Genomic DNA, 12,944 nt, shown 5'->3' with positions numbered 1-12,944 from the left:
TCACAGCGCCGTGCGTTCGCGGGTTGCTAGCATGACTGGTCGATCGGGCGCGCAGGTCGCGCGCGACGACCTCGTAAGGAGTTCACGTGGCAAACGTGTTGGAGAAGGTCCTCCGCATCGGCGAAGGACGAACCCTCCGTCGGCTGAAGGCGTACGCCTCGGCCATCAACGACCTCGAGGACGACTTCTCGAGCCTCACCGACGAGGAACTCCACGACGAGACCAAGGAGCTGCGCGAGCGGTACGCCAACGGCGAGACCCTCGACGACCTCCTGCCCGAGGCGTTCGCCGCCGTGCGTGAAGCCGCCAAGCGGACCCTGGGCATGCGGCACTTCGACGTGCAGCTCATGGGTGGCGCTGCACTGCACCTCGGCAACATCGCCGAGATGAAGACCGGTGAGGGCAAGACCCTCGTCGCGACGACCGCCGCCTACCTCAACGCGATCCCGTCGCGCGGTGTGCACGTCATCACGGTCAACGACTACCTGGCGTCGTACCAGTCCGAGATCATGGGCCGCGTCTTCCGCGCGCTCGGCATGACCACCGGCTGCATCATCGCGAACCAGACCCCGGCCGAGCGCCGCGAGCAGTACGCCGCCGACATCACGTACGGCACCAACAACGAGTTCGGCTTCGACTACCTGCGCGACAACATGGCGTGGCAGGCGTCCGACATGGTCCAGCGCGGTCACTTCTTCGCCGTCGTGGACGAGGTCGACTCGATCCTCATCGACGAGGCCCGCACGCCGCTCATCATCTCCGGTCCGTCCTCGGGCGAGGCCAACCGCTGGTTCACCGAGTTCGCCTCGATCGCCAAGCGCCTCACCCCGGGCGAGGACTACGAGGTCGACGAGAAGAAGCGCACCGTCGGTGTCCTCGAGCCCGGCATCGAGAAGGTCGAGGACTACCTCGGCATCGAGAACCTGTACGAGTCGGCGAACACCCCGCTCATCTCGTTCCTGAACAACTCCATCAAGGCCGTCGCCCTGTTCAAGAAGGACAAGGACTACGTCGTGATGAACGGCGAGGTGCTCATCGTCGACGAGCACACCGGCCGCATCCTGATGGGCCGCCGCTACAACGAGGGCATCCACCAGGCGATCGAGGCGAAGGAGGGCGTCGAGGTCAAGGCCGAGAACCAGACCCTCGCCACCGTCACGCTGCAGAACTACTTCCGCCTCTACCAGAAGCTCTCCGGCATGACCGGTACCGCCGAGACCGAGGCGGCCGAGTTCATGTCGACCTACAAGCTCGGCGTCGTCCCCATCCCGACGAACAAGCCGATGCAGCGCATCGACCAGACCGACCTCGTCTACAAGAACGAGAAGGCGAAGTTCGAGCAGGTCGCCGAGGACATCGCGGAGCGCCACGAGAAGGGCCAGCCCGTCCTCGTCGGCACCACGAGCGTCGAGAAGTCCGAGTACCTGTCGAAGCTCCTCGCCAAGCAGGGCGTCAAGCACGAGGTCCTCAACGCGAAGAACCACGCACGTGAAGCCGCGATCGTCGCCCAGGCCGGCCGCTTCGGCGCCGTGACCGTCGCGACGAACATGGCCGGCCGTGGTACCGACATCATGCTCGGCGGCAACGCGGAGTTCCTCGCCGTGCAGGAGATGCACGCCAAGGGCCTGTCGCCGACCGAGACCCCCGACGAGTACGAGGCCGAGTGGGACGACGTGTTCGCCCGCGTCAAGGCCGAGGTCGAGGAAGAGGGCGACAAGGTCCGCGCCGTCGGCGGCCTGTACGTGCTCGGCACCGAGCGCCACGAGTCGCGCCGCATCGACAACCAGCTGCGTGGTCGTTCCGGCCGCCAGGGTGACCCGGGCGAGAGCCGCTTCTACCTGTCGCTGACCGACGACCTGATGCGCCTGTTCAACTCCGGTGCCGCCGAGAGCCTGATGGGCCGCTCGAACGTCCCGGACGACCTGGCGATCGAGAACAAGCTCGTCGGTCGTGCGATCCGGTCCGCCCAGGCGCAGGTCGAGGGCCGCAACGCCGAGATCCGCAAGAACGTCCTGAAGTACGACGACGTCCTGAACCGCCAGCGCGAGGCGATCTACAGCGACCGCCGCCACATCCTCGAGGGCGACGACCTGCACGACCGCGCGCAGTCGTTCCTCAAGGCCGTCATCGACGACGTGATCGACAGCCACACCGGCGAAGGCTCCCCGGACGACTGGGACCTCGACGCCATGTGGACCGAGCTCGGCACGCTCTACCCGATCTCGATCTCCATCGACGAGGTCATCACCGAGGCCGGCTCGAAGGGCAAGGCGTCGCGTGACTTCCTGGCCCGCGAGATCCTCTCCGACGCCAAGCTGGCCTACCAGCAGCGTGAGGAGCTCCTCGGCGACGAGGCGATGCGTGAGCTCGAGCGTCGCGTGGTGCTCTCGGTGATCGACCGCCGCTGGCGCGACCACCTGTACGAGATGGACTACCTGAAGGACGGCATCGGCCTCCGCGCGATGGCGCAGCGTGACCCGCTGGTCGAGTACCAGCGCGAGGGCTACGCCCTGTTCCAGACGATGATGGGGCAGATCCGCGAAGAGTCCGTGGGCTACCTGTTCAACCTCGAGGTCCAGGTGCAGTCCGACGGCGAGAACGCGGTCATCGAGGCCAAGGGTCTCGGCGAGGACGAGGTCTCCGGCCTCGAGTACTCGGCACCGTCGATCGACGGCGAGGTCGAGGTCCGCGACGAGAAGGGTCGCCTCGAGCAGGCCGCGACCGCCCGCGCGCAGCGCGCCCAGGCCGAGGCCGAAGCGGCCGCCGAGCCGGAGCAGGGTTCCGCGTTCGGCAACGCGGCCACGGCCTCCGGTCAGGCCGCGGCGAGCAACCGCGCCGAGCGTCGTCAGGCCGCCAAGAAGAACTAGCGTCGGCGCGCGAGCGCATCGTGAGTAGGAATGGTCGGGTCCCACCTCGGGACCCGACCATTCCTGCTCACCGAGCGTGACCGCCGACGGACGGGAGGACCGGTGGCAGCTGGCACCGGGCCTCCCGTCCGTCCGCACCCCGGCTACAGGACCCCGATCGCGGTCGCCTGCCACCGTCCGTGTCGCTCTTCGAGCCGCATGGCGACCGCCCGGGCGTGACTGCGCGCGTGCACGACCACCGTCGCCTCGGCGACGCCTGCCGCGGGGCGGCAGACGAGGACGCTGCCGACCCGGAGCACCGGGCGCCCGCGTGCCCGCCGACCGGAACCCCGGGCGTGCGCTGCCACCGCGGCTCGCTGCTGCAGGTGGCGCTGCACGTCGTCGCTGATCCAGCGGGCGATGCTGTCGACCTCCCGCGCGCCGGTGAGCACCTCGGCGACGCAGAGCCCGAGCGCCCGCGCGGTCGTCGCCGGGTCCGGGAGGCCGGTCGCCGCGGCGGGTTCCGGTGGCGGTTCGACGATCCGCAGCGGCGGTGGGTGCGCCGTCGTCGTCTCGTGATCGATGCGGCGTGCCTGCTCTGCCACCCCTGCCCCTTCCGTCGTTGGAGCGAGCGTATGGGGCGTGCGACATACGAAATACACACCGGTCCACCCTGTGGAGAGGGCGACGTTCTCCACAAGGCAGCGGACCTAGACTGGCTGGGTGTCGACCCTCAGTGACCTCGTCCTCGCGCAAGGCCGTTCCTCGGAAGCAGACGTGGAGTGGCTCCACCTGCTCGTGGGGGACTGGCAGCTCCTCGCCGACCTGTCCTTCGCCGACATGGTGCTCTGGGTCCCGACCGCCGAGGACGGCTCGTTCGTGGCCGTCGCGCACGCCCGGCCGAGCTCCGCGGCGACGCTGTTCTACCGCGACATCGTCGGCCAGGAGATCCGCGAGGAGTGGCGCGGCCAGGTGACCGAGAGCTTCGCCGGATCGCGCGTCGTCGACTCCGCCGAGCCGGACTGGTACGAGGACACCCCGACCCGCGTCCGCGCGATCCCGGTGCTCCGCCGCCTGAGCGCGAAGAGCGCCGAGACCACCGAGCGGCCGATCGCCGTCGTCACCCGGCACTCCAACCAGGACGAGATGCGGACCCCGAGCCGCCAGGAGCTCAACTTCACCGCGAGCGCGAACGACCTGTTCGGCATGATCGCCACCGGTGACTTCCCCGACCTCGGTGCACCGGCTGGTCCCCGTCGTGGTGCGCCCCGTGCCAGCGACGGCCTGCTGCGCCTCGACACCGCCGGCATCGTCACGTTCGCGAGCCCGAACGGCCTGAGCGCGTTCAACCGGATGGGCTTCGAAGGCGAGCTCGAGCGGAAGTCCCTCGCCGAGGTCACCACCGAGCTCATCGGCGCCCAGCTCGACGTCGACGAGTCCCTGCCGCTCGTCGTCACCGGCCGCGCGCCGTGGCGGGCGGACATCGAGTCGAAGGGCGTCACGGTGTCGCTCCGCTCGATCCCGCTCCGCGACCACGGTGAGCGCATCGGTGCCATCGTGCTCTGCCGGGACGTGTCCGAGCTGCGGCACCAGGAGCGCGAGCTCATCACCAAGGACGCCACGATCCGCGAGATCCACCACCGCGTGAAGAACAACCTGCAGACGGTGGCCTCCCTGCTGCGGATCCAGGCGCGTCGCACGCACTCGGACGAGGCGCGGACCTCGCTGCAGAACGCCATGCGCCGCGTCGCCGCCATCGCCGTCGTGCACGACACCCTGTCGAGCGGCCTCAGTCAGACGGTGGACTTCGACGAGGTGTTCGACTCGGTGCTCAAGCTCGTGACCGAGGTCGCCGCGTCGCACAACACCACCGTGCACCCGAAGAAGACCGGCGAGTTCGGGGTGCTGCCCTCCGAGGCCGCGACGCCGCTCGCCCTCGGACTCACCGAGCTCGTGACGAACGCCGTCGAGCACGGGCTGGACGGCCGTGACGGCGAGGTCGAGATCGTCGCCCGCCGCTTCGACGACCACCTGGAGATCGAGGTCCGCGACAACGGCGTGGGGCTCCCCGAGGGCAAGGTCGGCTCGGGGCTCGGCACGCAGATCGTCCGCACGCTCATCCAGGGCGAGCTCGGCGGCACCATCGACTGGCACACCCTGACGGGCAGCGGCACCGAGGTGACGATCACCATCCCGTTCCGCTGGTTGACCGCCCCCGCCTAGCCTCTGCACCGCCGAAACCAGGTTCCGGACACAGCACCACGGAGATCCACGGTGTTGTGTCCGGAACCTGGTTCCTCCGGTCGCAGCCGCCCCGCGCGCACGACGACGCCCGCCGCCCCCGAGGGGACGACGGGCGTCGTGGTGTCAGACGACCGGGGTCAGGACGCGCGGCGAGCGCGGGCGGCGCGACGCTTCAGCGCACGACGCTCGTCCTCGCTGAGACCACCCCAGACACCCGAGTCCTGGTTGTTCTCGAGTGCGTACTGCAGGCACATCTCGGTGACCGTGCAACGCGCACAGACCGACTTGGCCTTCTCGATCTGGTCGACGGCGGGCCCGGTGTTCCCGACGGGGAAGAAGAGCTCGGGGTCTGCGGTGAGGCAGGCAGCCTTGTCACGCCAGTCCATGTGTGGTGCTCCTTGATGTCGATGCTCGAACGGCAGGCCGGGGCCGTGGTTCGGGGGATCGGACCGCTGACCATGCATGCGGCATGGAGGGGACAACTGTGGGGAGGAGTCCGCAGGAAGCGTGTCTGACGCCCGCGAGACGCTCGGGGGAGGAGCGATGAACCACGGGAGACGCACACCACATCGTGCCGTCCAAACGACCTCCAATATCGTTCCATACTGGTAGGGCCAAATCAAGGGTTCCGATGCTGGAGGATCACTGTGCACGACGACACCCCGAACGACACTGAACCCTCCGCACCCGTCGCGCGCCGGTCGCCGGCGATGCTGGGGCTGCTCGCGGTGGTCGGCCTCGAGTTCCTCGCGCTGGTGGTCGTGACGGTCGTCCTGGTCGTCGAACTGGTCGTCGCCCCGGCCACGAGCATCGCCTCCGGCATCGCCCTCACCGTCCTCGTCGCCATCGCTGCGCTCTGGCTCGGTGCGCTCCTGAACGGTCTGTGGCAGGGCCGGCCGTGGGTGCGCTCCGGGATCATCGTCTGGCAGGTCCTGCAGGGCGCCATCGCGATCGGTGCATTCCAGGGCGTCTTCCGGGTCGCCGCGGTCGGCTGGGTGCTGCTCGTCCCGGCCCTGCTCGGCATCACGCTGGTGCTGTCGCGGTCGGTGACGGCCGCGCTCGCGCGTCCGGCCGAGTAGCGCGCGCCCCGCACTGGCCGACGCGCCAGCGGCGCGCGGCGCCAGCGCCGGCCGAGCCTGCGAGGCCGGTCTGCAGACCGGACACACTGGAGGCCCGGTGCCGGTTCTCGGAACGGGCACCGGGCCTCCGGTGCGTGGCCGGTCCTCAGACCAGGCCGAGCTTCTTCCGCAGGCTCGCCACGTGACCGGTCGCCTTGACGTTGTAGAGCGGCAGCTGCACGGTGCCGTCCTCGTCGACCACGATCGTGGACCGGATCGTGCCGGTGACGATCTTGCCGTAGTTGTTCTTCTCGCCCCAGGCCGCGTACGCCTTATGCACGGCGAGGTCGGGGTCGCTCAGCAGCGGGAAGGTCAGCGCCTGCTCGTGCTGGAACGTCTTGAGCTTCGCCTGCTCGTCCTTCGAGACGCCGAGGACCTCGTAGCCGGCGGCCTGCAGCGAGGACATGTTGTCGCGGAAGTCGCAGGCCTCGGTGGTGCAGCCCGGGGTGGACGCCGCCGGGTAGAAGTACACGATGACCTTCTTGCCACGAAGGGCAGCGAGGGAGTGCCGGGCGCCGTCCTGGTCGGGCAGTGTGAAGTCGGGGGCGGTGTCGCCGGGGACGAGACGGTCGGTCATGGTGCTCCTGTTCGCGTCGTGCGCCCACGAGTGGTCGTGGGCGCGCGAAACCCATGCTATTGTTGATTCCCGTTGCGGCACGGAAGCCGGAACATGCACCTCTAGCTCAATTGGCAGAGCAACTGACTCTTAATCAGTGGGTTCTCGGTTCAAGTCCGAGGGGGTGCACCGCAGGACGAACGCCCCGGCTCATCGAGTCGGGGCGTTCGTGCGTTCGCGGCAGGTTTCCACGCCGACGCGGAGACACGCCCGAGGTGTGCAGGAACCGCGAATTCAGTCGGCGGGCACGTCAACCGGCGCGGACGTCGACGATCCGCTCCTCGCCGACGACGGGTTGGAGCGAACCGGCCGACGCGGCGGCGAGGTCAGCCGTCAGGGCGCCGAGCGCCTCGTGGGGGACCCACACCTCGAAGGTCGCCGCCTGCCCGTACTCGGGCTGGCCGAGCGTCGCGTGGTGGTGCCGGACCCAGTCGCGCAGCACGTTGTCGAGGCGACCGGCGTCGCCGTGGGAGACGTCGAAGCGCACCTGCGTCAGGGCCTCGCGACGGACGAGGACCGCCGTGTCGAGCGCCTCGGACACCGAGGTCGAGTAGGCCCGGACCAGTCCGCCGGCACCGAGCTTCACCCCACCGAAGTACCGCGTGACGACCGCGACGACGTCGGTCAGCCCGCGGCGTCGCAGGACCTCGAGCATCGGGACGCCCGCGGTGCCGGAGGGCTCGCCGTCGTCCGAGGAACGGGCCTGGTCGCCGAGCACGCCGGTGACCATCGCCGTGCAGTTGTGCCGGGCGTCCCAGTACCGCCGGCGGACCTCGGCGATCACGCGGTCGGCGTCCTCGACCCCGGAGACCGGTGCCACGGTCGTGATGAACCGCGACTTCGTGATGACGATCTCGTGCTCGACCGGTGCCGCGACGGTGGCGGGGAAGCGGCGGGGCATGCCCACGAGGGTAGCGGCGCGCGTGCCGGGCGCCCGCGCTAGCATGGCGTCCACGCGCCGGACCCACAGGTCGCGCGGACACGGCTGGGGAGGAGTCCGGGATGGACACGGGTGATCTGAAGGGCGGGGCGCTCGACGCCGCCGAGCTCGCGCGCCGCCTCAACCTGCTCCTCGACTTCGAGGAGTCCCAGCGTGGCGCCCCGGTGCCGTTCTCCTCGATCGAGGAGTACGTCGCGGCCCACGGTGGGTCGCTGTCGCGGGCGAAGTGGACCTACATGCTCTCCGGCGACGGCCGCCGCAACCGCGACACCGAGCTCCTGCGCCTGCTGGCCGGGTACTTCGAGGTCGACGAGCGCTTCCTGCTCGAGGACAGCGAGGTACCGGAACGGATCGGTGCCCAGCTCGCCCTCGTCCGGTCCCTGCGCTCCGCCCGCGTGAGCGGATTCGCGGCCCGGACCTTCCCCGGTGAACTCTCACCCGACGCGCTGCGGCGCATCGCCGAGGTGCTCGAGGAGGAATCGCAGCGGGGGAGCGTCGCATGACCGACGCCCTCGTCGAGGCGTTCTGGGCTCGTGGTACTGCCGAGGGGTGGTCGGACGTCGACCAGGCCGTCGCCGCCGCCGCGGACGTCGTCGGCAAGCCGATCGTGGTGCGCGAGGAGTCGTTCCTGGCCGCCGAGCCCGTGTGCGGCTTCGTGGCCACCCTCGAGCACGCGCACCTCGTGATGATCTCACCGACGGCCTCGCCGACGTTCCGGTCGTTCGTCATCGGCCACGAGCTCGGGCACGTCCTGCACCGGCACCAGGAGCACGCCCCGCAGAGCGCATACATCCGCGACGTCATCCCCGACCTGCCCGAGTACAAGGTCGAGCGTGCGCTGGCCCGGGGCATGTTCTCGAACACCTACGAGCACGAGGCCGAGGTCTTCGCCGACCGCCTGGCCACCGTGATCCGCCAGCACCGCGGCCGCCCGAGCGCCTTCCGCGGGGTCTTCGGGTGATCATCGCCGTCGTCCAGGCGGTGCTCCTCATCGTCGGGACGATCGTGCTGTTGGTCCTGCAACGCGGGCAGGACCGCACGCTGGCGTTCACGTTCCTGCTCTTCGCCGCCACCATCGTGACGAACGTCGACCCGCTGTACCGGTGGCTCGACCCACGGCTCGGTGGGTTCAACGTCGTGACCGTCATCAGCGACTGCCTCATGGTGGCCGGCACGAGCACGCTGCTGTGGGGCGTGGCGAAGGCGGTCGGCGCGGCGCGGCCCTGGCTCCGGAACGCGGTCGTGGTGTCGTTCGCCGTGGTCGTCGTGGTGGTCGTCGTCGCGTTCACCGTGCTCGACAAGCCCGCGACGACGACGACCTTCATGCTCGACGCCGGCTCGCACCCGGCTGCCACCGTCTACTCGATCGCGCAGACCGTGTACCTCGGAGTGGCCCTCGGCGCCACGGGGTTCATCTGCGTGCTCCGGCTGCGCGAAGCCCGGACGACCACCGACCTGGTGGGGCTGTGGGTCCTGGTCCTCGGCGGGGTGCTCGGGGTCGTCCGCATGGTCGTGGTCGTCGTGATGGACGTCGCCCACGTCGCCGGCGACCTGGACGTCACGCACGCGCTCTCGCTGCCCTACGACGTCACCACGCCGGGGGCCGTGCTGTGCGTGGCGTCCGGCATGCTCCTGCTCGTCGTCGGGCACCGGATCTCCCGTCGCCGCCGTGCCCGCCGCGTGGACGATGCGCTCCGCCGCCTGGCACCGCTGCACGAACGGATCGGCGTGGACAACGCCTACCCGCCGACCGACGACCCGGCGACCCGGCTCAGCCGCCGCATCGTCGAGATCAACGACGGCGTCCGGGGTGCACGGGCGTCCCTGACCGACGCCGAGCGTGCCGCCCTCGCCGACGCCGAGGCCGCGCTCGAGACCGTGTAGTCCCTCGACGCTGCCGAACAGGCCGTGTACAGTCTGTAGCAAGTGCTACAGATCCTGTGGCCTGCCGGGTCGGGACTCGGCCGCGTTGGGGGCGGCCGAGCACCACCCGCCCGGCGTCGCCGTACCGGCATCGTCGCCGCGAACGTTCACTAGGATCGTCCCGTGCTCGTCTTCGCCGCAGTCGTCCTGTTCATCGGCGCCGTCTTCAACGTCGTCACCTGGCCGCGCTTCTTCCAGCGCGTCGCGAAGGACTCCCGTGCCCGCGACGCCGCCGGCAAGCCGACGACGTTCTACACGGTGCACCTCGTGCTCCTGCTCATCGCGCTCGCCATCGCCGTCGCGTCCGTGATCGCCGGGATCCTGCTGCTGGTCTGAGCACGCCGGGTCGGCGCGGCCCTGGTCCGGACCACCACCGGACGGGAGGCCCGTGGCGGCGCCGCCACGGGCCTCCCGTCCGCCCCGGGCACCGTCGCGAGCCGCGCTGGCGGGCCGCTTCAGCCCTGCTTCAGCGGGGCACGGCAGGATCGACCCCATGCGTGTGCTGGTGGTCGACGACGAGGTCCGGCTCGCCGACGGCGTGCGCCGCGGCCTCGAGGCCGAGGGGTGGGCGGTCGACGTCGCGAACGACGGCGTGGACGGTCTGTGGCACGCGCGTGAGTTCCGCTACGACGCGATCGTGCTCGACCTGATGATGCCCGGCCTGAGCGGCTGGGCCGTGTGCGCGCAGCTCCGCGCCGACGGCGACTGGACCCCCGTGCTCATGCTGACCGCCAAGGACGGCGAGTGGGACCAGGTCGAGGCGCTCGACGCGGGGGCCGACGACTACGTCACCAAGCCGTTCTCGCACCCGGTGCTCGTCGCACGGCTCCGGGCACTCGTCCGACGGGGTGCCCGTGAGCGCCCGACCGTGCTGACCCTCGGCGACCTGGTGGTCGACCCCGCGGCGCGCACCGTGGCCCGCGGCGAGACCCCCGTCGAGCTGACCAGTCGCGAGTTCGCCGTGCTCGAGTACCTCGCACGGCACCCGGGACAGGTCCGGTCGAAGCGCGACGTCATCGAGAACGTCTGGGACGTCGACTTCGAGGGCGACCCGAACATCGTCGAGGTCTACGTCGGGCACCTCCGCCGGAAGCTCGACCGACCGTTCGGGCGCACCGCGATCGAGACGGTCCGTGGCGCCGGGTACCGCTTGGCGGCGGACGGTGGCTGAGCGGCCGAAGCCAGGTGCGCGCGGAGTCGCTCCGGCCCGGTCACGGCGCGCCCGGTCGGTCCGGGCCCGCACCACGCTCGGCGCCGGGGTCGTCGTCCTCGCGGCGCTGGTGATCGGTGCCGTCACGTTCGTCGTCGTGCTGCGGCTCGTGCTGCTCGACGGCGTGCGGACCTCGGCCGAGGCGGGTCTCGAGCAGGTCTCCTCGCAGGTCGAGGCGGACGGTGCGGCCGCGGTGACCGGCTACGAGGACGTCCTGGTGCAGGTGATCGGCGGCGGCGGGGCGGTCCTGGCGTACGGCGAGGACGCCGACGGGGACGCCCTACCGACCGCCGACGAATCCCGGTGGACGCACGACGGCGAACGCTGGCTGCTCGTGGCGGACGACGTCGACCTGCCCGGCGGCGGTGAAGCGACGCTCGTCTACGGCGCCACGCTCGACCAGGCCGACACTGCGGTCCGCACCGCCGTCGTGCTCCTCGCCGTGGGGGTGCCCGTGCTGGTGCTCCTGCTGGTCGCGGTCACCTGGGCCGTCACCGGGCGCTCGCTGCGGCCCGTGGAGCGGATGCGCACCGAGGTCGAGACGATCCGGGCGGCCCGTCCCGACGCCCGGGTCGAGGTGCCCGACACCGGCGACGAGGTCGCCCGGCTCGCGAGCACCATGAACGCCATGCTCGACCGCCTCGAACGGTCCGCCGAGAGCCAGCGGCGTTTCGTGTCCGACGCCTCCCACGAACTCCGGTCGCCGATCGCGTCGATCCGGCAGCACGCCGAGGTCGCCGTCGCGCACCCGGAGCGGACCGAGGTGGCCGACCTCGCCGACGTCGTCCGGTCCGAGGCGGTGCGCCTGCAGGACCTGGTCACCGGGCTGCTCGAGCTCTCCCGCCTCGACGAGGGCGGTATCCGCACGCGGCGCCCCGTCGACCTCGACGACCTGGCGCTCGACGCGGTCGCCCGCGCGCGAGCACGGTCGACGGACGGTGTCGCGCCCCAGCGGCACGGCGACGCCCCGGTGGTGCGGGTGGACGGCTCGGCGATCTCGGCAGCGCGGGTCCTCGGCGACGAGCGCGTGTTGGCGGGGGTGGTCCGGAACCTCGTGGACAACGCCGTCCGGCACGCGAGCACACGCGTCGCCGTGTCGCTCACCGAGCACGACGGGTCCGCGGTGCTCACGGTCGACGACGACGGCACCGGAGTCCCCGAGGACGAGCGCGAGCGCGTCTTCGAGCGGTTCGTCCGTCTCGACGAGGCGCGCAGCCAGGACGCCGGCGGCGCGGGGCTCGGCCTCGCCATCGTCCGCGACGCCGTGCGGGCCCACGGCGGTGACACGACCGTGGTCACGTCGCCGCTCGGCGGCGCGCGGTTCGTCGTCCGCATCGCACTCGGCGGCTGAACAGGCGGCTTCAGGGCTGCTTCAGCACCCCGACGCGATGCTCGTCCACATGAACTCCCGTACCCAGCACCAGAAGTCCTCCGCCCGCCGCATCGCCGCGTTCGCCGCCCTGCCGATCGTCGCGGCGCTCGCCCTCACCGGTTGCGCCAGCGACGACTCGGACGACGACACCGGCTCGGCCGGCTCGTCGGCGACGGACTCGGCCGGCACCGGCACCGGCTCGTCATCGTCCGGCGTCGCGTCCGCCGGCTCGAACAAGACCCTGCTCGCCGCCGTCGCCACCGCACGCGGTGAGGTCGGCTCGGGCACCGTCATCTCGGTCGAGCGGGAGCAGGGCGCCTCCGCCTACGAGGTCCTGGTCGTGACGAAGGACGGCACCGAGCACGAGGTGCACACGAACGCCGACGGCACCTCGGTCGCCGGCACCCCGCAGACCGAGGCCGCCGACGCGGACGACAAGGCCGAGCACGAGCGCTTCGTCGCCGCCGCCGACCTGAGCGTCAAGCAGGCCGTCGACGCCTTCCAGGACCTGCACGCGGGGACCGTGACCGAACTCGGACTCGACGACCACGTCGGCACGGTCGTCTGGGAGGGCGACGTGCTCGACTCGTCCGGCACCAAGCACAGCGTGCGCATCGACGCCGGCTCCGGTGACGTCGTCACCGACCGCGTCGACACCGACGACTGACCCGGGCC

Annotated in this window: 14 protein-coding genes and 1 tRNA gene; 11 read left to right on the top strand and 4 right to left on the bottom strand. The window is 70.9% G+C overall.

Features of this window, described 5'->3' with window-relative positions; genetic code table 11:
• Window positions 1–86 precede the first annotated feature (86 nt).
• Window positions 87–2,867 (top strand): preprotein translocase subunit SecA, encoded by a 2,781-nt coding sequence (gene secA, locus DEJ20_RS12015; RefSeq protein ID WP_111024364.1) that lies wholly within the window; start codon window positions 87–89, stop codon window positions 2,865–2,867.
• A 143-nt stretch (window positions 2,868–3,010) separates the two neighbouring features.
• Here secA and DEJ20_RS12010 read toward each other — a convergent pair whose 3' ends face one another.
• On the bottom strand, window positions 3,011–3,451 hold the full coding sequence (locus DEJ20_RS12010; RefSeq protein WP_111236587.1) for an Rv3235 family protein: 441 nt from the start codon (window positions 3,449–3,451) through the stop codon (window positions 3,011–3,013).
• 118 nt (window positions 3,452–3,569) lie between these two features.
• Here DEJ20_RS12010 and DEJ20_RS12005 point away from each other — a divergent pair, with 118 nt between their 5' ends.
• A complete protein-coding gene (locus DEJ20_RS12005; RefSeq protein ID WP_027466510.1) occupies window positions 3,570–5,069 on the top strand; it encodes a sensor histidine kinase in 1,500 nt (499 codons plus the stop codon).
• 158 nt (window positions 5,070–5,227) lie between these two features.
• On the opposite strand, the gene DEJ20_RS12000 is transcribed toward DEJ20_RS12005, so the two are convergent.
• Entirely contained in the window at window positions 5,228–5,476 is a 249-nt protein-coding gene (locus DEJ20_RS12000) for a WhiB family transcriptional regulator (protein WP_017888820.1), read from the bottom strand.
• Between the two features lie 261 nt (window positions 5,477–5,737).
• On the opposite strand from DEJ20_RS12000, the gene DEJ20_RS11995 reads away from it, so the two are divergent.
• The gene (locus DEJ20_RS11995; protein WP_111236586.1) at window positions 5,738–6,169 is read left to right on the top strand and encodes a hypothetical protein; all 432 of its coding nucleotides are present in this window, start codon (window positions 5,738–5,740) and stop codon (window positions 6,167–6,169) included.
• Window positions 6,170–6,314: 145 nt separating this feature from the next.
• Here DEJ20_RS11995 and bcp read toward each other — a convergent pair whose 3' ends face one another.
• Window positions 6,315–6,785 (bottom strand): thioredoxin-dependent thiol peroxidase, encoded by a 471-nt coding sequence (gene bcp / locus DEJ20_RS11990; protein ID WP_111236585.1) that lies wholly within the window; start codon window positions 6,783–6,785, stop codon window positions 6,315–6,317.
• Window positions 6,786–6,880: 95 nt separating this feature from the next.
• Between bcp and DEJ20_RS11985 the strand changes: the two genes are divergently transcribed.
• Window positions 6,881–6,953, top strand: a tRNA-Lys gene (locus tag DEJ20_RS11985).
• Between the two features lie 121 nt (window positions 6,954–7,074).
• Here DEJ20_RS11985 and DEJ20_RS11980 read toward each other — a convergent pair.
• Window positions 7,075–7,725, bottom strand: a complete 651-nt coding sequence (locus DEJ20_RS11980; protein WP_258377269.1) for a YigZ family protein — start codon at window positions 7,723–7,725, stop codon at window positions 7,075–7,077.
• Window positions 7,726–7,826: 101 nt separating this feature from the next.
• On the opposite strand from DEJ20_RS11980, the gene DEJ20_RS11975 reads away from it, so the two are divergent.
• From DEJ20_RS11975 to DEJ20_RS11945, 7 genes are all read left to right on the top strand, one after another.
• Window positions 7,827–8,267, top strand: a complete 441-nt coding sequence (locus DEJ20_RS11975; protein WP_051596928.1) for a hypothetical protein — start codon at window positions 7,827–7,829, stop codon at window positions 8,265–8,267.
• Complete coding sequence (locus DEJ20_RS11970; protein ID WP_111236584.1) at window positions 8,264–8,725, top strand: ImmA/IrrE family metallo-endopeptidase; 462 nt, start codon at window positions 8,264–8,266, stop codon at window positions 8,723–8,725. Before DEJ20_RS11975 ends, DEJ20_RS11970 begins: the two co-directional genes overlap by 4 nt.
• Window positions 8,722–9,648, top strand: coding sequence for a hypothetical protein (locus DEJ20_RS11965; protein WP_111236583.1), 927 nt, complete (start codon window positions 8,722–8,724; stop codon window positions 9,646–9,648). The genes DEJ20_RS11970 and DEJ20_RS11965 overlap by 4 nt, the downstream gene beginning before the upstream one ends.
• 162 nt (window positions 9,649–9,810) lie before the next feature.
• Complete coding sequence (locus tag DEJ20_RS11960; RefSeq protein ID WP_027466517.1) at window positions 9,811–10,023, top strand: SCO4848 family membrane protein; 213 nt, start codon at window positions 9,811–9,813, stop codon at window positions 10,021–10,023.
• A 157-nt stretch (window positions 10,024–10,180) separates the two neighbouring features.
• Window positions 10,181–10,858, top strand: coding sequence for a response regulator transcription factor (locus DEJ20_RS11955; RefSeq protein ID WP_111089168.1), 678 nt, complete (start codon window positions 10,181–10,183; stop codon window positions 10,856–10,858).
• Window positions 10,851–12,248, top strand: a complete 1,398-nt coding sequence (locus DEJ20_RS11950) for a sensor histidine kinase (RefSeq protein WP_111236582.1) — start codon at window positions 10,851–10,853, stop codon at window positions 12,246–12,248. Before DEJ20_RS11955 ends, DEJ20_RS11950 begins: the two co-directional genes overlap by 8 nt.
• Before the next feature lie 49 nt (window positions 12,249–12,297).
• Window positions 12,298–12,936 carry a PepSY domain-containing protein gene (locus tag DEJ20_RS11945; RefSeq protein WP_181431652.1) on the top strand — a complete coding sequence of 213 codons (639 nt, stop codon included), beginning with the start codon at window positions 12,298–12,300 and terminating at the stop codon, window positions 12,934–12,936.
• Window positions 12,937–12,944: the final 8 nt, after the last annotated feature.

It is taken from the genome of Curtobacterium sp. MCSS17_005 (genome assembly GCF_003234225.2).
Lineage (GTDB): Bacteria > Actinomycetota > Actinomycetes > Actinomycetales > Microbacteriaceae > Curtobacterium > Curtobacterium flaccumfaciens.
This window is presented reverse-complemented; position numbering and strand designations above follow the sequence as displayed.

Excerpts from the sequence above, each read along its gene's own strand:
- DEJ20_RS12000 (WP_017888820.1), bottom strand. The coding sequence starts at position 5,476 with ATGGACTGGCGTGACAAGGCTGCCTGCCTCACCGCAGACCCCGAGCTC.
- bcp (WP_111236585.1), bottom strand. The coding sequence starts at position 6,785 with ATGACCGACCGTCTCGTCCCCGGCGACACCGCCCCCGACTTCACACTG.
- DEJ20_RS11980 (WP_258377269.1), bottom strand. The coding sequence starts at position 7,725 with ATGCCCCGCCGCTTCCCCGCCACCGTCGCGGCACCGGTCGAGCACGAG.
- DEJ20_RS11975 (WP_051596928.1), top strand. The coding sequence starts at position 7,827 with ATGGACACGGGTGATCTGAAGGGCGGGGCGCTCGACGCCGCCGAGCTC.
- DEJ20_RS11970 (WP_111236584.1), top strand. The coding sequence starts at position 8,264 with ATGACCGACGCCCTCGTCGAGGCGTTCTGGGCTCGTGGTACTGCCGAG.
- DEJ20_RS11955 (WP_111089168.1), top strand. The coding sequence starts at position 10,181 with ATGCGTGTGCTGGTGGTCGACGACGAGGTCCGGCTCGCCGACGGCGTG.
- DEJ20_RS11945 (WP_181431652.1), top strand. The coding sequence starts at position 12,298 with ATGAACTCCCGTACCCAGCACCAGAAGTCCTCCGCCCGCCGCATCGCC.